This is a genomic window from Tabrizicola sp. (genome assembly GCF_051645465.1).
GTDB lineage: Bacteria > Pseudomonadota > Alphaproteobacteria > Rhodobacterales > Rhodobacteraceae > Tabrizicola.
In genome coordinates, this window is record NZ_JBOFBI010000313.1 from 1 (window position 1) to 18,250 (window position 18,250).

Genomic DNA, 18,250 nt, shown 5'->3' on the forward strand with positions numbered 1-18,250 from the left:
ACGGGGCGGGGGTCGGTCTCGGGCTACAAGCCCTCGCCCTGCATCAAGCTGGCGACGAATTCCGAGATGTATGCCCGGATGGCTGAGGATATGGACATCAACTGCGGCGACATCCTCGACGGGGTCAGCATCGCGGCGAAGGGTGAGGAGATTCTGGAGAAGATCATCGCCGTCGCGAGCGGGCAGAAGACGTTCTCCGAGGAGCTGGGCTTTGGCGGGGCGGAATTCGTACCTTGGCAGATCGGCGCGGTGATGTGACTTTACCAAGAGTTGCTGTGGCGGACTTCGAGCTGAAGCTCAAGAAGCGAGATATGCGGTCGGAGGTAGAGGATGAGAGCTGCGTTTTGCTGCGCCTTGTTTTGTGTGGTTCTGATCACACCAGCGTCTGCTGCATGCTATCACAAGCACGATGATGCGACGGAGACGATCCGCGATGTAGAGGAGACCGGTGGTCTGGTTTGGGAGCACAAGGGCCAGCGTGTCGAATTCGAAACGGGCAGCGGCGGCACAGGCGTTGAATATCGCATTGCGTTCGATCCCCAAGGCAAGGGATTTCGCTACGAGTTCGATGACGATGATCTGATCTTTGGCGGGGTGAGATACGTCAAAGGGTGTAGCTGAGGATTGTTGCTACACGGCCTTATTGCTTGACCCAGCGCATAAGGATATTAGAACAAATGTAGAACATTTGGGTTCTGATTCCGTGTGTGATGTCCAGGGTATATCCAGCTTCGACGATACGGTCCGTACTTGCCCGACCCCAGACAAGCCGGGTCCGGGTAAGTCTGGCCGAGGTTTTTCCGGAAAACGGCGCCGAGGCGGCGGCGGCTGGGTTTGTGCTGGCACAGATTGCGCAAAGGACCGGGCCGGTTCTCTGGATCCAGGACCGGCTGGCCGCGCGCGAAACCGGGCGGCCTTATCTCGCGGGTCTTGGCACCTGCGCGTCCCTGATGCTGATGCAGCTTTCGCGCCCGGTCGATGTGATGATCGCGGCCGAGGAAGGCCTGCGCTGTGCCGCACTGGCGGCTGTGGTGGCCGAAATCCGGGGCGATCATGGGGCGGTGAACTTCACCACGATGAAGCGTCTGGCCTTGCGGTCGGAGGCCGCAGGGGTGCCCTGCTGGCTGATCCGGCAGGGCGCGACTGCCGATCTGAGCGCCGCGCGCGACCGCTGGCGGATCACAACCCTGCCTTCGGCAACCAATCCCGACGACACGCGTGCGCCGGGGCACCCGCGCTGGCAGGTGGAGCTTTTCCGGTCACGCGACAGGCGGCCCGGTGCCTGGGTGGCCCATCATGAACGCGGGGCAGATGAGGCGCAGGATCGTCTCGATCTGGTTGCCGCAGTTTCCGATGGAGCGGTGGCAGAAGGCGCAAATACGGCTGGGCAACGCGCCGGCTGACGATCTTCTGCAGGTGCTGTCGGTCGAAGGGACACATGGGCCGGTGGTCCATGCGGTGAACCGTGCAGCACAACTGGCCGGGGTGACGGTGGGTGCGCGGGTGGTCGACATGCGCGCGCTTTGTCCGGCGCTGAAGGTGGATTTTGCCGATACCCAGGGCGACCGGGTGGCGCTTGACCGTCTGGCGCTTTGGGCGCGGCGCTGGTGTCCCTGGACGGTGACTGATGTTTGGGGAGAAGGGGGGCACGGGCTGATCCTGGACACCACCGGGTCTGACCATCTTTGGGGCGGTGAGGCGGCGATGCTGGAGAGGATCGAGGCCGATCTTTCGGCCTTGGGCTTTTCCGCCCGGCTGGCGCTGGCGCCGACCTGGGGGGCCGCCTGGGCGCTGGCGCGGTTCGGGCCGGTCCGGGGGATCTGTGCCGACACTGCGCCGCTACCTGCAGCGGGCTTGCGGCTGGACGGCGAAACGGTGCTGCTTCTCAACCGGCTGGGCCTGCGCACCATCGGCGCTTTGGCCGAGCTGCCAAGGCTTGCCCTTGCCCGCCGGTTTTCGCGGGCGGCCCAGGCACAGAACCCGCTGATCCGGCTGGACCAGCTGACCGGGCATCTGGTCGAGCCGGTTTCGCCGCCCGGAACGCCGCCCATCTTTCGCGCCGATGCAAGGCTGGCCGAGCCGATCTTCGACCCTACCAACCATCTGCCCGGCCTCTGCCAAGCGCTGTGTGACGAGCTGGCCAAGGCTCAGGCGGGCGCGCGGCGGCTGCGCCTGACCGTCTATCGCACCGATGGCGAAGTCAGCCGGATCGAGGTGGCCTGTGCCCTGCCCAGCCGGGATGCGCGCCATCTGGCGTTTCTCTTCCGGGACAGGCTGGAAAAGATCGACCCCGGGTTCGGCTTTGACCTGATCTCGCTTGAGGCGCCGGTGACCGAGGCGCTTGGCACGCGGCAGGCGGATCTGGCGGGGGATACTGATGCCTCGCTGGAGCTTGCGCAGCTGACCGACCGGCTGACCGCCCGCTTCGGGCGGAATGCGCTGTCCCGGCTTCAGCCGGTGGCGAGCCATATTCCCGAACGTGCCGAAGCTCGTGGTGCGCCGATGCAGGCCGTCCCGGCTGGTCAGGTGACTGTCGCTGAACGCCCGCAGCGCCTGCTGACCCCGGCCGAAGAGGTGAACGTGCTTTATGCCGTTCCCGAAGGCCCGCCTGCGCAGTTCCAGTGGCGGCGGCGGAGCTACCGCGTCACCCGCTATCAGGGGCCCGAAAGGATCGCGCCGGAATGGTGGCAGGACCGCCCCGGCACGCGGCTTCGGGATTACTTCAAGGTCGAGGATGAGGCGGGCCACCGCTTCTGGCTGTATCGCGAGGGGCTGCAGGATGATGGCCGCGGCGGCGCCCCTCGGTGGTTCCTGCATGGGGTCTTTGCCTGATGCCTGACAGCGACAACCGCCGCATCCGCAAGACCGTGACCGGGGATTTCCTGCCCAATCCGCGTGCGGAGTATGTCGAGCTGGGGGTGACCACGCCCTATTCCTTTCTGCACGGCGCCTCGGATGCCAGCGAGTTGGCAGAAGCGGCCCATGCGCTGGGCTATGACGCGATTGGCGTGGCTGACCTCAACACGATGGCCGGGGTGGTGCGCATCCATGCCGAGGCGAGGAAAGCGAGCCTCCGCCCCGTCATCGGTTGCCGTTTGCGGCTGGTCACGGGAGAGGAGTTCCTGGCCTATCCGCGCGACCGGGCCGCCTATGGCCGTCTTTCCACGCTGCTGACCAAGGGCAAGCGCCATGACGGCGAGGGGAAGTGGCAGGTGAAGGGTCTGTGCGACATCACGCTTGCTGATCTTGTACAGCATTCCGAGGGGGTGCAGCTGATCGCAATCCCCGACAAGACCTTGCCCGCCCGTCTGCCCGAGCTTTGCCGCCGCCTGCCCGGCCTATCCCATATCGCCGTAAGCTACCTTTACCGGGGGGACGACCGGGCCCGGATCAACCGGCTGGACCGGCTGGCAAAGGCGCATGGCCTGTCGATCCTCGCCACGAACGACGTGCATTACCACGCCCCCGATCGCCGCCCCTTGCAGGATGTGATGACCTGCATCCGCGAGAAGACGACGATCCACAAGGCGGGGTTCCTTCTGGCCGCCAATGCCGAGCGGCATCTGAAATCGCCTGCCGACATGGCTCGGCTCTTTGCCGAATGGCCTCATGCGATCCGGGCGACGCGGGCGGTGGCCGATGCCTGTCCGTTCAGCCTGACCGAACTGGCCTACGAATATCCACAGATGGACCTCGCGCCCGGCGAAACTCCGCAAGAGCGGCTGGAAAAGCTGACCTGGGAGGGTGCTGCACGGCGGTATCCCAGTGGGGTGTCGGGGAAGGTGCGGGGCCTTCTGACGAAAGAGCTGGAGATCATCGGGCTGAAGAAAATCCCGCAGTATTTCCTGACCATCCACGAAATCGTCCTCTGGGCGCGGGCGCAGGGCATTCTGTGCCAGGGCCGCGGGTCGGCTGCCAATTCGGCGGTCTGCTATGTGCTGGGCATCACCTCGGTCGACCCTGCCGAGCAGGAGCTTCTGTTCGAGCGCTTTATCAGCATGGACCGGGACGAACCCCCGGACATTGATGTGGATTTCGAACACGAACGGCGGGAGGAGGTGATCCAGCATATCTATGAGAAATACGGTCGCCACCGTGCAGGCCTTTGCGCGACGGTGATCCACTATCGCCCCCGCAGCGCCATCCGCGAGGTGGGTAAGGCGATGGGCTTGTCCGAGGATGTCACGGCGGCGCTTGCGAAAACCGTCTGGGGCAGCTGGGGCACCAGCATGGGGGATGCGAACTCGCGCGAAGCGGGGGTGGACCTTGCGGACCCGCTGATGCTGCGGACGCTGCGGCTGGCGGAACAGATGATCGGCATGCCCCGGCATCTGTCGCAGCATGTGGGCGGTTTCATCCTGACCGAAGGCGCGCTGCATGAAACCGTGCCGATCGGCAATGCTGCCATGCCTGACCGCAGTTTCATCGAATGGGACAAGGACGACATCGATGAGCTTGGCATCCTGAAGGTCGATGTGCTGGCCCTGGGGATGCTGACCTGCATTCGCAAGTGCTTTGATCTTCTGAAGAACCACTACGGGGTGGAGCATGACCTCGCCTCGCTTCCGCCGAACGACGAGGCCACCTATGACATGCTGTGCAAGGGCGACAGCGTCGGGGTGTTCCAGGTGGAAAGCCGGGCGCAGATGAACATGCTGCCGCGCCTGAAGCCGCGCAAGTTCTACGACCTGGTGATCGAGGTCGCTATTGTCCGTCCTGGCCCCATTCAGGGCGACATGGTGCATCCCTATCTGCGACGGCGCGATGGGAAAGAGGCGGAGGACTACCCGTCCCCCGCCCCGCCGCATGACCCGGATGAGCTGCGCAGTATCCTGAGCCGCACCTGCGGGGTGCCGATTTTTCAGGAACAGGCGATGAAAATCGCCATGGTGGCCGCAGAATTCTCACCCAAGGAGGCGAATGCGCTCCGGAAGGCGATGGCCACCTTCCGGTCACGCGGGACGATTGGCGAGCTGGAGGAACTGATGGTCGGCCGCATGATCAACCGCGGCTACGATCCTGAGTTCGCGCACCGGTGCTTCAACCAGATCAAGGGCTTCGGCGACTACGGCTTCCCCGAAAGCCATGCTGTCAGCTTTGCGCTTCTGGTCTACGTCTCGTCCTGGATGAAGTGCCATTACCCGGCGGCCTTTGCCGCAGCACTCCTGAATTCGCAGCCCATGGGGTTCTACGCCCCGGCCCAGATCGTGCGCGACGCGCGCGAACATGGGGTCGAGGTGCGCGAGGCGGATGTGAATTTCAGCGAGTGGGACAATCTTCTGGAACCCTCGGGCACGGGCTTTGCCTTGCGCCTTGGCTTAAGGCAGATCGAAGGTCTGGGGCAGCAGGCCGCCGAACGCCTGCTTGCGGCGCGGGATACGCCCTTCGCCAGCCTGCCCGATCTTGCCACCCGCACCGGGCTTGATGGCCGGTCGATCCGGCTTCTGGCGGCGGCGGATGCGTTCCGGTCAACCGACCTCGACCGCCGGGGTGCGCTGTGGGAAGCGAAGGCCTTGCGCAATGCGCCCGACCTGCCGCTCTTCCAGCCCGGTCAGGATGAGGGGGCCGAGCCGCTGACGCGACTGCCGCAGATGCCTTTGTGCGAGCAGGTGGTGGCCGATTATCAGACGCTGCGCCTGTCCTTGAAGGCACATCCCATGTCCTTCCTCCGCGCCAGCATGACCCGTCAGGGCTTTGCGCGTGCCGCCGATCTGCCGGAAAAGCGCAACGGCCAGCGGCTGCAACTGGCGGGCCTTGTGCTGGTGCGCCAGCGCCCCGGCAGTGCCAAGGGTGTCTGCTTCATCACGCTTGAGGATGAAAGCGGCGTCGCCAATCTGGTTGTCTGGCCGAAGGTGATGACCGCTTTCCGCAAGGTGATCATGACCGCCCGGCTGATGCATGTGACAGGCCGCCTGCAGCGTGACCCGGCCTCGGGCGTGACCCATATCGTCGTCGAGGCGCTGCAGGACCGGAGCGATATTCTCTTGCGGCTGTCGGACAGAACCCTGGTGCCGCCGCTTTCCCGCGCGGACGAGGTGAAGCAGCCGATCCCAGCGCCTACACCCGGCCATCCGAGGAATGCCCGCATCATTCCGGGGTCGCGGGATTTTCACTGAAACGGGCGCCAGCGCACGACCGTATCTTGCGGAACCGCTCCTCGAGCACTTCGTGCACTCCTCGCTCTGCACCCTCCGACGAGTGCACGAAGTGCTCGAGGAGGTGACGCCGAAGAATGCGTGGGATGTCATGACGATAGAGACACCGCCCGATCCGATCTTGCTCTACGTCTATGAGAACGCAAAGACGGTCCTGTGCTGGTAGGTCTGGTCAGGTAGCAGGATGGTATCGGGGAAGCCTGGCTGGTTGGGGCTGTCGGGGAAGTGCTGGGTCTCAAGGCAGAGGCCGGATACCGGGCCGTAACGCTTGCCATGAAGGCCGGGGCCGGGATCGTTCAAGAGATGGCCGTTGTAGACCTGCAGCCCCGGCTTGGTCGTTGCGACATCCAAGGTCAGACCGGACTGGCGGCTTTGCAGCCTTGCGGCGGGGCGCAGGCCGCCCGCATCGGCCTTGGCCGAGAGCACATAGTTGATGTCGAGCGCAGCCGCGGGGTCGAGGGGCCGGGCGGTGCGGAAGTCGTAGGGCGTTCCACGCACGGGCCTGACCTCACCCGTGGGGATCAGCCTGTCGTCGACCGGGGTGTAGCTCTCTGCAAAGACCTGCAGATCATGCGCCGAAAGGTCCACCAGATCGTCCAGCGCGAAATAGCTGTGCTGGCTGAGGTTGACGGGTGCCGGCTGATCGGTGGTTGCGCTGAAATCGACGGTCAGCACCGGCCCCGGCTGCAGCGTGTAGCGGCACCAGACCTGAAGGGTGCCGGGAAAGCCCTGGTCGCCGTCAGGCGAGACGATGTGGAGGAGGACCGACTCTGCCGTCTGCTCGGCAATCGACCAGACCCGCTGCGAAAGGCCAAGGCGACCTCCGTGCAGTGTCGCGGTGCCTTCATTGCGGTCAAGCTGATGCGTCTGGCCGTTGTAGACATAGCGCCCATTCGCGATCCGGTTGGCATACCGGCCGACAACCGCCCCGAAGTAGGGCGAGTTCGCGGGATAATCGGCGAAGTCCCGAAAGCCGAGGACGACGCCCTGAAGGCCTTCTGGCCGGGGGATCCGCAGGTCGCGGATGACTGCGCCCCAGGTCAGGACGTCGGCCACAGCGCCGTCCGGAGAGGTCAGCCGAACCTGATGCACGGGCGTTCCTGCGACCTGTCCAACGACCTCAGGCTTGGCCCCCGCGAGATCATCCAACCGCGTCACGCCGCTGTCGCCTTGTCGTTCGTCGCGACATGCCGGGTCAGCCGCGCCTGGACCAGCACGACGGCCAGGAGGAACAGCCCCCGGATCACCGACTGCCAGTAGGCCGAAAGCGAGATCCATCCCAGCCCGTTCTCGAAGTTCAGGATGGTGAAGATCAGCCCCAGAAGCAGGACCCCAGCGAGCGTGTTCACGACCGACCCGGCCCCGCCAGTCAAAAGCGTGCCACCGACGACGACCGAGGCGATGGCGAAAAGCTCCCACCCCACGCCTTCAATGGGTTGGCCCGCGCCGAACTGGGCGGCGAGGATGACACCGGCAAGTCCCGCAAGCCCGCCCGAAGCGATGTAGACCAGCACCTTGATCCGGTCAGTCGGCAGACCCATCAGCCGCGTTGCGTCCTCGTTCCCGCCGATGGCCAGGACAGTGCGTCCGCCGGCAGTGTGGTTCAGGATAACCGCGCCGATGATATAGGCTGCAAGAGCGATCAGCGCGGGGATGGGCAGGCCAAGGAAGTTGCCCTGGCCAAGGTTGGTAAAGCCGCTTTCGTAGGACACCGAGACCGACTGATTGTTGGCCAGTAGAAGCGCCGAGCCGCTTGCGGCAAGCATGGTTGCCAGCGTGGCGATGAAGGGCATGATGTTCATCCGCGTGATCGTCAGCGCGTTCACCAGGCCGACCGCCAGCCCTGCGCCCACCCCGGCCAGCAGTCCCGGCACGGCACCGTAGGGGCTGGCATAGGCCGCGACGACGCTGCCAAGCGCCGCGGTCGAGCCGACGGAAAGGTCGATGCCCCCGGTCATGATGACGAAGCACATGCCCAAGGCCACCAGCGCGAACATCGAATTGTAGCGCAGGACCGACAGGATGTTGAAGCTGCCAAGGAAGTTATCGTAGCGCAGCCAGCCGAAGAGGATGAGCGCTGCGAGTGCAACGAAGACGCCGTAGCCCGCCACGAAAGCGGCGATGTTTGGTTTGCCGGTCATGCCTGCCTCCCCGCCTGCTGCAGCCAGACTGCGACAAGGATGATCGCCGCTTGTACGACGAGGGCAGCCGCGTCGGGCACGCCGTTGGCCAGAAGCGTGTAGGTCACAAGCTGGATGGTCAGCGCCCCCAGGAGCGTGCCTAAGACGGAAGCACGCCCCCCGGTCAGAAGCGTGCCGCCCACAGCCACGGCGGCGATGGCGTCAAGCTCCATCCCCAGGCCGACGACGTTCGCGTCGCTGGAGGAATTGATCGCGATGACGACGAGCCCGGCGATCCCGGAGAGGAAGCCCGAAATCGCGTAGACGGCGATCTTCACGCGGTTGACCGGCACGCCGGACAGCACGGCGGCCTTTTCGTTGCCGCCGATGGCCAGCAGCTGGCGGCCAAAGACCGTGCGCTGCAATATCCAGGCGGCAAGGGCGACCAGGATCACCATCAGCACGACCTGCACAGGAAGGCCGAAGACGCGGCCAAGGCCGATCCACTGGAACTCGGGCACCTTGAAGGACTGCAGGTTCCCGTTGGTCATCACCTGCGCGATGCCGCGTCCGGCGATGAACAGGACCAGCGTTGCGACGATGGGCTGGATGCCGAAGCGGGCGATCAGCCAGCCGTTGAAGGCGCCGAAGAGCGTGGCCGCGATCAGGGCCAGCGCGATGGCCAGTGTGACCGCGAGCCAAATGGTTCCGACCGGAAAGAGCGTGCCCATGAAGATCATTGGCGCCAAGGCCCCGGCGATGGCCATCAGTGAGCCGACCGACAGGTCGATGCCGCCGGTCGCGATGACCAAGGTCATGCCGACCGCGACAATCACGATTGCAGCGACCTGGGTCAGGTTGACGTTCAGCGTCTGAAGGGTCGCGAAGTTCGGCGTGAAGATCAGGTTGAAGAAAATCAGCACGGCAAGTGCTATCAGCGCGCCGTAGCGGCTGGCAAAGCTGGACAGTCCATGTGCCGGGCGGGCGGGTGCGGGGGTGGAAACGCTTGCCTCAGACATGGGCGGCCCCTTCAGCCATAGGCGCCTTGCCCTCGGCCATCGCTGCCATGACGGCGTTCTCGCTGGCCTCGCCCCGCGTCAGATCGGCGACGCTGATGCCGTCCCGCAGCACGAAGACCCGGTCGGCGCCTTCGACGACCTCCTCAAGCTCGGACGAGATCATCAAGACCGCCAGGCCCTTGTCCGCAAGCTCACGGATCATCCTCTGGATTTCGTCCTTGGCGCCAACGTCGATGCCGCGCGTGGGTTCGTCAAGGATTAGCAGCCGCGGGTCCATGGCAAGCCAGCGGCCCAGAAGCACCTTCTGCTGGTTGCCGCCCGAGAGCTCGCGGATCCTCTGGTCGGGGCCTGTGCATTTGATCCCAAGCTGTGAGATGAAGCGGGCGACGAGCGCTTCCTGCGCGGCCCGGTCGACGACACCCATCCGCGACAAGCGCGGCATCAGGGCCAGCATCATGTTTTCAGCAATGCTCATGTCCGGGACGATGCCTTCGGTCTTCCGGTCCTCGGTGCAGAACCCGATACCCTCGGCGATGGCGTCCACCGGCTTTGCAGGGGAAAAGCTGCGTCCCTCAAGGGTCATGTTGCCCGACGCCGCGCGGCGTGCACCGAAGACCATGCGCGCGGTCTCGGTCCGTCCGGCGCCCAGGAGGCCCGCCAGTGCGGCGATCTCACCCTTGCGGACAGACAGACTGACATCGCGGACGGCAGCCCCGTCAGAAAGGCCCTGGGCGTCGAACAGCGTCTCGCCGGGGGCGGGGTTCGCGGGAAGGCCGAAGCCGGTCGCGTGGCCATCGCGCCGGGCCACGTCACGGCCAAGCATCGTGGATACCAGCCCCAGCTTGGTCAGGCCCGACAGCGCGCCGGTCTGCACCGTTCGCCCGTCACGCATGATCGTCACGCGGTCACAGACTTCGTAAAGTTCGTCCAGCTTGTGGCTGACGAAGACCACCGAAATGCCTTCGGCCTTCAGCTGCCGGATCACGCCGAAGAGAAGCTCGACCTCGCGGCTGTCCAAAGACGAGGTCGGCTCGTCCATGATGACCAGCCGCACATCGAACCCGATGGCGCGCGCTATGGCGACCATCTGCTGCGTGGCGGTGGCGTAGTCTGCGAGCGGGCGGTCGGGGTCGAGGTCGATGCCGAAGCGCTGCAGGAGGCCCTGCGCCTCGCGCCGCATCGCGGGCCAGTCCAGAAAGCCGAAGCGACGCTTTTCGCGACCAAGACAGATGTTCTCGGTGACCGACCGCATCGGGACAAGGTTGATCTCCTGATAGATCGTGCTGATGCCCGCCGCCTGCGCCGCCTTGGGCGAGGTCGCCTCGAACGGCCGTCCGGCAAAATTGATCTCGCCCGCGTCCTTGCGGTGGTAGCCGGTCAGGATCTTGATCATCGTGGACTTGCCGGCGCCGTTCTGCCCGATGAGCGCGTGCACTTCGCCCGGCGCGATTTCCAGGGACGCATCGGTCAAGGCAGCGGTGCCGCCGAACTGCTTCGAAATCCGCTGCATCGTCAACAGCGGTGCTGTTCCGGACTGGTTCATTGCGGCCTCGCCGACAAGGGTTCGCCCATCATGATGGAACATCTTCGCGATTGTGAACATGTGCTAGCAAGATCGGCCGCCCCAATCCGCGAAACCGGGGCGGCCGAGTGTCAGGCCCTCCAGACTGGCCCTGACGGGAGGAACCGGTCAGTAGGCGTTCGGCAGTTCCGCCGCCGCGTTCTCGATGGTGTAGAAGTTGTCGGGGTTGATGATCTTGGCAGGGATCGCCTCGCCGTTCGCATAGGCCACCGCCGTGTCGAAAGCCTTCGGCCCGAAGCGCGGGTTGCATTCGCAGACTGCGTTGACCTTGCCATCGATGATCAGCTGCACGATCTCGCGTCCGCCGTCGATCGACAGGACCATCACGTCGGTCCCGGGCTTCTTGCCCGCCGCTTCCAGCGCCGAGATCGCGCCGATGGCCATCTCGTCGTTGTGGGCATAGATGATGTCGGCGTCCGGATGGGCCTGAAGCAGAGTCTCGGCCACCTGGCGGCCCTTGTCGCGGTTGAAATCGCCGGTCTGGCTGGCCAGCAGCGTGAAGGCGCCGTTACCTGCGATGAAGTCGTCGAAGCCCTTCTTGCGGTCGTTGGCCGGGGAAGAGCCCGTGGTGCCTTCCAGCTGGATGATCTTCGACTTTCCGTTCGCGTTCGCCACCATCCACTCGGCGATGCGGCGGCCCTCTTCGACGAAGTCCGACCCGATGAAGCAGACATAGTCTTCGCCCGCCGTGGCCAGCGTCTGGTCGACGTTGCGGTCGAGAAGGATGACCGGGATGCCCGCGGCTTTGGCGGCCATGATCGCCGGGATCAGCGGCTTTTCTTCACGGGGCGCGAGGAAGATCAGCTCGACCCCCTGGGCGATCATCGAGTTGACGTCGGCCACCTGCTTGGCTGCCGATCCCGCAGCATCGGTGTAGACCAGCTGCCAGCCGCGCTTTTCGGCCTCGCCCTGCATCGAGTTGGTCTGCGCGATGCGCCAGGGGTTGTTGGATTCGGTCTGGGCGAAGCCGACCTTGTAGGTGTCCTTCTTGGCAAGCTTTGGCAGCTCGGCCAAGGCCATCCGCGCGGCCAAGGACGCGGCAGCAGCTGCGGCAGACGCGATCAGAACGTCTCTGCGTGAAATTGTCATTCCTTCATCCTCCCAATGAAGAGGGCATTGCCTCTTGGCGCAGCGTGCTGCACTGATATTTATGAGTCAACTAATTTTTATTAGTTTGCTATGATGGAAGCCGTTCCATCCAGCGGGTGCTTAGGCTAGTCACTGGTTGCAGAGAGGGTACGGGCATGGATGATCTTCGACCGGAGCACGAGCAACAGCCCGAAGGGCGCGGGAAGAGCGATCCTTCGCCGCGCAAGGTGACAATGACTGATGTTGCCCGTCTGGCCGGATGCTCGCAGGCCACCGTCTCGTTCGTTCTGAACAATGCTCCGGGCGTCAAGATTTCGGAACGGATGCGGTCCCGCGTCATCGAAGCCGCGCTCAGCCTGAACTACGCGCAGACGAAGCTCGCCCACCATGCGACCGAGCCTGCAGACCAGTCGGCGCGGGCGGGGGTCGTTGGCTTTGTCGTTGATCAGCTTGCGACCAGCCCCGAGGCGGTGGTGGCGATCGAAAGCGCGCGCCAGGCGCTTTGGGCGGATGGAGAGCTTCTCTTCGCCACGCAGACGATGAACGACCCCGAGCTGGAAGATGCCACCATCGATACCCTGGCCGCTCAGGGCATGGTCGGGTTGATCTACATGACGATCTTCACCCGGAAAGTGCAGGTGTCGCCGCGCATCCGGAAACTGCCGATCCCGGTCGTGCTGCTGAACTGCTATTCCGACGACGATCGGTTCCCAAGCGTCGTTCCGGCCGAGCTTGACGGTGGCCAGCGGGCGACCGAGCATCTGATCCTGAAAGGCCACCGCCGGATCGGCATGATCACCGGGGAACCCTGGATGGAGGCGACCCGCGACCGTCTGAAGGGCTACCGCCGCTCGCTTGCCGCCGCCGATATCCCGTTCGACCCGACGCTGGTTGTCCAGGGCAACTGGTCGCCTTCTGCGGGCTACGATTGCACCCGGCGCCTGTTGGCATTGCCCAACCGTCCGACCGCGATTTTCTGCCAGAACGACCGGATGGCGATTGGCTGCTACGAAGCGCTCAAGGAAGCTGGGCTTCGCATTCCGGACGACATCTCGGTCATCGGGTATGACGACGAAGAAATCGCCCGGCATTTGTATCCGCAGCTGACGACGGTCGTCCTGCCGCACCGGGCAATGGCGCATTGGGCGGTCGAGACCTTGGCCGAGCTGCGCAGCGGTGCCGAGCGGTCGGCAGGTGGAGTCGTGAAGGTCAGCGGTCCCCTGATCGAACGCGACTCGGTTGCCGCCGCGCGGTAGGCGCCCGTCAGATCGCGGTGAAGGCGTTGTCGACGAAGAGATGCGTCCCGTTGACAAAGCTCGCCTCGTCGGAAGCAAGGAAGAGGGCGGCTTGAGCGACTTCCTCGGGCTTGCCGATCCGGCCCTGGGCGGCTTTGATCGCGGCCTCGGAGACATCGACGCCGAGGGCCTGGAGGTCCCTCACCTCGCGCAAACCGTGGGGCGTTTCGATGAAGCCGGGGCAGACGGCGTTGCAGCGGATGTTGCGGTCGCGGAACTCGACGGCGATGGCGCGGGCGAACATGTGGACCGCGCCTTTGGTCGTGTCGTAGAGCACCTCCATCGGGGTTCCGGCCACGGCAGAGATCGACGAGGTGCAGACGATGGAACCGCCGCCCGCCGCGATCATGCCGGGGAGGACGGCCTTGGTCATCAGGAACATCGACTTGACGTTGACGGCGTGGAGCCAGTCCCATTCCTCCTCGGTTGTCTCAAGGAAGGGTTTGATGACGATTGTGCCCGCGTGGTTGAAAAGCACGGTCACGGGTCCGAAGGCGGCGGTGGCAGCCTTGACGGCGGCCTCCACTGCTGCGGCATCCGAGACATCCGCCTCGATCGCAATCGCGATACCCCCGGCGGCGGTGATCTGGCGCGCCCGATCCTCTGCCGCGGCGAGGTTCCGGTCGATGATCGCGACCTTGGCCCCTTCGGCCGCGAAGAGCGATGAGGCGGCACCCCCCATGCCGGTGGCCCCACCCGAGATGATCGCTACCTTGCCTGCAAGTCTTCCGGTCATGCCTGTCCCCATGCGTGTTCGATGCCGGTGACAGCAAACCCCGCCTCGGGCCGCAAGACAAGCTGATGTCGCGCCTACGGCCGCCGCCGAACTTGGCCAGGAACCTGCGGCTGACCCGACTGCGCTGCCATCAGCGCGGCGAAGCAGTTGGCGAGGGACAGAAGATTGCCGGCGGCCCCGTTCTCGGGCTCGCGGTCCTCTTCGATTGCCAGAAGAAGCTCTCCCATCGCCCCGGCAAAGCCATCATTGAACCATGTGCCGGTCAGCGCAGGCCGGGCGACGCCCGCTTCGGTGTAAAGCTCCACCGTCTGCTGACCGAGGTCGGTCCCCCGCGAGACAAGGCTGCCCTTGGTTCCGGCGATGTAGGTCGTGTCCGAAGGGCCGAAGGGGGTTGCAGCGTCGAAGATCAGGCTCGCCTGCGCAGTTCCGAAATCCATCAGCGCCGAGGCGAGCATGGCGGGCTTCACTCCGGCTGAGGGTGCGTGCAAAGCCTGGGCCTGCAAGCGATTGGCAAGCCTGCCGGTGATCGAGGTCACGAAGTCGAACCAATGGACGCCGAAATCGAACAGCACCAGGTCGGGGACATCTTCGAAGGGTGTGCCCTTCACCCAGGTGTGGTTCCAATGAAGGCTTGCGTGGACACCCGTGACCTCGCCGATCAGCCCGGCGCGGACGGCGGCGCGCATCCAGGCCATGTGCGGCGACCAGCGGCCGTTCTGGTTCACCGCAAGCTTCACCCCCTTGGCCCGGGCCAGCGCCACCAGCCGCTCACCCACATCCAGATCGGTGACGAAGGGCTTTTGCGACAGGACATGCTTACCTGCCGCAAGTGCCACCTCGATCAGGGGCACGCGGTCTTCGGGGTGTGGGGTGAGGTCCAGGACCGTGATGTCATCCCGCCGCAGAAGGGCGGCATAGTCGGTCATCACGTCGGCATCGGGAAAGAACTCGTCCGCCCTTGCCTTCGCCTTGCCGAGGTCGCGCGAGAGGATCGCGGCCACCTCGAAGCCATGCGTCCGGTAAGCGTCGAGATGGGCGAAGGAAATGCCCCCCGCCCCGACCAGCGCGATCCGGTGGCGGCCTTTGGGATGCGGCGGCCGATAGGGCAGGTCGGGCGCAGGCACTTCCGTGGCGGCCGTCGAGACCAGGGCGTAATCATCGCGGTCGGCCATGTCCTATCCCATCAGCGGCAAGGTTCGCCCCGCCTTGGCGCTGGCGAAGGCGGTATCGACGATCTGCTGGCCCACCCGCGCAATCGCAGGGTCCAGCGGCCCGCGCAACGCGCCGCCTGTGGCGAAGGCGTGCAGCACATGCTCGATCGGCCCCCGGTCGGGCGCGGCGACGGGGTCGGCCGCGATCTGATGCGCCTCGGGCCGGTCGAGCGTCTGAACGGTCACGAAGGGATCATAGTCATACGACGATATCGTCCCTTTCGACCCGACCACCACAAACCCGCATTTCGGCTGCGGCTGCAGCACCCAGGGGTCGGTGAAGGTTCCCCAGCGGGTCTCCATCTTGCCCATGCCGCGGGCATAGCGGAGGACGGTGATCGAATGCTCGTCAACCTCCAGCCCCGGCGCGGCCCAGGTGGTCGAGGTGACATCAATCGGCGCCTCGCCATTCAGGAACCAGGTCCCAAGCGTCGCGCCGTAGCCGAGGTAGTCCAGCAGCGCCCCTCCCCCGGACGCGGCTTTGTACCACCACGAGGTGGGCTTCTGCCGCTCGACCTCCTCCGCCGTCACCTCGACCTTGTCGGCAAGGTGATAAAGCGGGCCGCGGTTTCCGTCGTAGAAGTGCACCTCGCGCACGTCGCCGATGACGCCCTCGTCAATCATGCGCTTCAGCGTCACGTGGCAGGGATACCAGGCGAGCGGCCAGTTGATCGCAAGGCGCGAGCCGCTGGCCTTGCAGGCCGCGATCATGCGGTCCGCATCGGCAAGGCTGGCGGCAAAGGGCTTCTCGACCATGATGTTCCGGCCAAAGGGCGCGACCATTTCGACATAGCCCGCGTGGTCGCCAGTTGCGGGGCAGAGGATCACCAGGTCGGGCTCGGTTGCCATGCAGGCCGCGACGTCGGTGAACACCCGGTCCGGCGGGATCGCGAAGTTCGCGGCAGCCTGCGCCATCCGCGCGGGGTCCTTGTCGCAGATGCCGATGATCTCGGCGTTCGGGTGGTCATGGACCTGCCGCAGAAGGTCGCCCATATGCATGTGGTCGAAGTTGATGCCGACAACGCGGTGTCTGGCTTGCATGGGTGTCGCTCCCTAGGGAAAAAGATGGCTGAGGTCGAAGGGCACGCTGCGGCTTTCACCGGTCTCGCCCGTGACGGTCAGGCTGTCTACAGCTGCGGCGACTTGGGTCACACGGGCCTCGGACGGCCAGGCGATGCAGCCGATGGCATGGCGGATGTCGAGGCTGCCGCCCAGGGCAAGACCGCCCTCTTCGCCGAGCATATGGGGTGCGAAACCTTCTTCCACGCCAAGACAGGCGCGGTGACGGCCCGACCACGGGGCATAGTCGCGCCCGCCGTCCGAGTGCCAGAGCATGGTCATCGGCAGCTGGGCGGGGTTGTGGAGCGAGAGGTACAGGTCACCCCGCCCCAGTCGGACTACCGCAGTCCAGCCAAGCGGGCTGCCGGGGGCTTCGGTCGCGACGACGAAATCCTCGTGCCCCGGGCGGAAGGGGTAGCGCGTCAGATCTAGCGTCCCACCATCCGCGGCCGGAAACGCGCGCGGGTCCGAGGCGATCGCGGGATAGGCCAAAGCCGAGCGGCCGCAAGCCGGGTCGGATTCCGGCGGCTGACTGGGCGTGCGGAAGCTTGTCTTCGGGGAAAAGCTGATCAGGCCGCCATCCGGCAGTGTGACCATCGCGTGGTTCGCGACCGACAGGGTGCCTGACCCGCCGTCCAGGCGATGCGACTGGTAGACGAAAGGATGGCCATCCTGAAGCGTCAGCTTCTTGGTGACCGTTGCCCCCTCTACGTCACGCACCAGCCTCGCTTCCAGCATCTGTGGACCGTGTGCGGTTATCGACCAGAAGGCGTTAGCGGGCCAGCCATGAGGGATCGGCGCAGTGCCGCCACCATCGGCAAAGGGGGCGCAGAAGAAGTCGCCCTGCATGCGGTGAAGGTGTGGGGAGGTGTCGGACGGCAGTGTTTCGCCGATCCAGGGTACACGGTGCATCGGCTGAACGCTGCGGCCTTCATCATGGACCGTCAGGTCGCAGATGAATCCGCAATCGGGATCGAAGCCCAGGTCGATCCCCCTGGCCGACAGGCGATGGTGATCGGCGGTCCGACTAATGGTCATAACCCCTCCGGCAACCGGGCGCGGAAGGCGGCCAGCTCGGTTGCGTCCATCTTCACCAGATAGGGCTCGGTCGGGAAGGCCCCGGTTTCCACGTCGGCCACAAATTCGCGGAAGGCGCTGATGCGTTCGGCCTGCAGCCGGTCATATTCGGCGGCGAAGTTGCGGTAGACCTTGGAATGGCGCGGCATGTGGCCCTTGTGTTCGCCTAGGATATCCATCGCGAAAAGATACTGCGCATCGCACCCCCCGCCCGACCCCATGGACCAAAGCGACAACCGCTTCATCCGGTGGCTGATCTCGGCAGCGACTTCGGGCGGGACGACCTCGATCTCGACCGCGATGGCGCCCGCGCGTTCGTAGGCCAGGCATTCGTCGTAAAGCGCAAGCGCAGTGTCGGCCGTCTTGCCCACCGCCCGATAGCCGCCCGTCCAGGTGACACGGGAAGGGACCAGCCCGACATGCCCCACGACCGGAATCCATTCGCGGGCGAGATACTCCACGGTTGCCATCGACCCCGAGCAGTAAACCGCATCCGCCCCACGGTTGATCAGATCGCCCGCGCGGCGGAGGTAGTCTTCCTTCGTCCCGGCCTCCAGATGCGTGGCGCCAGTCATCGAGAAGAGCGAAGGCGCCACCTCGCGGTAGCGGGGATGGGTGACCAGTTCGGGCGGAAGCGAGACGACGTCGATGCCGGCGGCCTCGGCTGCGGCGGCCTCATCCAGCGTGAAAATCCGCAGCATGGTCAGCTGCCGCTTGCCCTTGAGAGCGGCGATGTCGGCGACGGTCAGGCGTTTGCGGCTCATCCTAGACCTCGATCTCGATCTGGCCGTCGGTCACCCGGGCGGGCCAGGTCTTCAGCGCGACGCAGACGGGTGCGCGGAGGGCGGCTCCGGTACGGATGTTGAAGCGGCCGTTGTGCTTGGGGCATTCGATCTGATCGCCAAGT

General features: G+C 65.2%; 15 protein-coding genes and 1 pseudogene. 6 read left to right on the top strand and 10 right to left on the bottom strand.

Translation table 11 applies throughout. From position 1 onward, the window contains the following. The 5 genes and pseudogenes from ACRCSW_RS20075 to ACRCSW_RS20095 form a co-directional block, all read left to right on the top strand. Positions 1–258 (top strand): annotated as a pseudogene (locus ACRCSW_RS20075) (altronate dehydratase); the annotation flags it as partial. Positions 259–330: 72 nt separating this feature from the next. Next, positions 331–621: a hypothetical protein gene (locus tag ACRCSW_RS20080; RefSeq protein ID WP_438707425.1), complete on the top strand. Its 291-nt coding sequence runs from the start codon at positions 331–333 to the stop codon at positions 619–621. 89 nt (positions 622–710) lie between these two features. Further along, the gene (locus ACRCSW_RS20085) at positions 711–1,403 is read left to right on the top strand and encodes an ImuA family protein (protein ID WP_438707426.1); all 693 of its coding nucleotides are present in this window, start codon (positions 711–713) and stop codon (positions 1,401–1,403) included. Continuing rightward, the gene (locus tag ACRCSW_RS20090) at positions 1,312–2,832 is read left to right on the top strand and encodes a Y-family DNA polymerase (protein WP_438707427.1); all 1,521 of its coding nucleotides are present in this window, start codon (positions 1,312–1,314) and stop codon (positions 2,830–2,832) included. Before ACRCSW_RS20085 ends, ACRCSW_RS20090 begins: the two co-directional genes overlap by 92 nt. Next, positions 2,832–6,116, top strand: a complete 3,285-nt coding sequence (locus tag ACRCSW_RS20095) for an error-prone DNA polymerase (RefSeq protein ID WP_438707428.1) — start codon at positions 2,832–2,834, stop codon at positions 6,114–6,116. The genes ACRCSW_RS20090 and ACRCSW_RS20095 overlap by 1 nt, the downstream gene beginning before the upstream one ends. Before the next feature lie 171 nt (positions 6,117–6,287). Here ACRCSW_RS20095 and ACRCSW_RS20100 read toward each other — a convergent pair whose 3' ends face one another. From ACRCSW_RS20100 to ACRCSW_RS20120, 5 genes are all read right to left on the bottom strand, one after another. Then, on the bottom strand, positions 6,288–7,313 hold the full coding sequence (locus ACRCSW_RS20100) for an aldose epimerase family protein (RefSeq protein WP_438707429.1): 1,026 nt from the start codon (positions 7,311–7,313) through the stop codon (positions 6,288–6,290). Next, a complete protein-coding gene (locus ACRCSW_RS20105; RefSeq protein WP_438707430.1) occupies positions 7,310–8,296 on the bottom strand; it encodes an ABC transporter permease in 987 nt (328 codons plus the stop codon). The genes ACRCSW_RS20100 and ACRCSW_RS20105 overlap by 4 nt, the downstream gene beginning before the upstream one ends. After that, the gene (locus ACRCSW_RS20110) at positions 8,293–9,294 is read right to left on the bottom strand and encodes an ABC transporter permease (RefSeq protein ID WP_438707431.1); all 1,002 of its coding nucleotides are present in this window, start codon (positions 9,292–9,294) and stop codon (positions 8,293–8,295) included. The genes ACRCSW_RS20105 and ACRCSW_RS20110 overlap by 4 nt, the downstream gene beginning before the upstream one ends. Then, positions 9,287–10,879, bottom strand: coding sequence for a sugar ABC transporter ATP-binding protein (locus ACRCSW_RS20115; RefSeq protein ID WP_438707432.1), 1,593 nt, complete (start codon positions 10,877–10,879; stop codon positions 9,287–9,289). The genes ACRCSW_RS20110 and ACRCSW_RS20115 overlap by 8 nt, the downstream gene beginning before the upstream one ends. A 105-nt stretch (positions 10,880–10,984) precedes the next feature. Next, positions 10,985–11,965 (bottom strand): ABC transporter substrate-binding protein, encoded by a 981-nt coding sequence (locus tag ACRCSW_RS20120; RefSeq protein WP_438707433.1) that lies wholly within the window; start codon positions 11,963–11,965, stop codon positions 10,985–10,987. 233 nt (positions 11,966–12,198) lie between these two features. Here ACRCSW_RS20120 and ACRCSW_RS20125 point away from each other — a divergent pair, with 233 nt between their 5' ends. Further along, positions 12,199–13,221 (top strand): LacI family DNA-binding transcriptional regulator, encoded by a 1,023-nt coding sequence (locus ACRCSW_RS20125; protein ID WP_438707434.1) that lies wholly within the window; start codon positions 12,199–12,201, stop codon positions 13,219–13,221. A gap of 7 nt (positions 13,222–13,228) precedes the next feature. Here the strand turns inward: ACRCSW_RS20125 and ACRCSW_RS20130 are convergent, their stop codons facing one another. The 5 genes from ACRCSW_RS20130 to ACRCSW_RS20150 form a co-directional block, all read right to left on the bottom strand. After that, a complete protein-coding gene (locus ACRCSW_RS20130) occupies positions 13,229–13,996 on the bottom strand; it encodes an SDR family NAD(P)-dependent oxidoreductase (protein ID WP_438707435.1) in 768 nt (255 codons plus the stop codon). A gap of 74 nt (positions 13,997–14,070) precedes the next feature. Beyond that, a complete protein-coding gene (locus tag ACRCSW_RS20135; protein ID WP_438707436.1) occupies positions 14,071–15,168 on the bottom strand; it encodes a Gfo/Idh/MocA family protein in 1,098 nt (365 codons plus the stop codon). A 3-nt stretch (positions 15,169–15,171) separates the two neighbouring features. Continuing rightward, positions 15,172–16,248, bottom strand: a complete 1,077-nt coding sequence (locus ACRCSW_RS20140) for a Gfo/Idh/MocA family protein (RefSeq protein ID WP_438707437.1) — start codon at positions 16,246–16,248, stop codon at positions 15,172–15,174. A gap of 12 nt (positions 16,249–16,260) precedes the next feature. After that, positions 16,261–17,304 carry a hypothetical protein gene (locus ACRCSW_RS20145; RefSeq protein WP_438707438.1) on the bottom strand — a complete coding sequence of 348 codons (1,044 nt, stop codon included), beginning with the start codon at positions 17,302–17,304 and terminating at the stop codon, positions 16,261–16,263. Next, a complete protein-coding gene (locus ACRCSW_RS20150; protein WP_438707439.1) occupies positions 17,301–18,107 on the bottom strand; it encodes a 3-methyl-2-oxobutanoate hydroxymethyltransferase in 807 nt (268 codons plus the stop codon). The genes ACRCSW_RS20145 and ACRCSW_RS20150 overlap by 4 nt, the downstream gene beginning before the upstream one ends. Between the last annotated feature and the right edge of the window lie 143 nt (positions 18,108–18,250).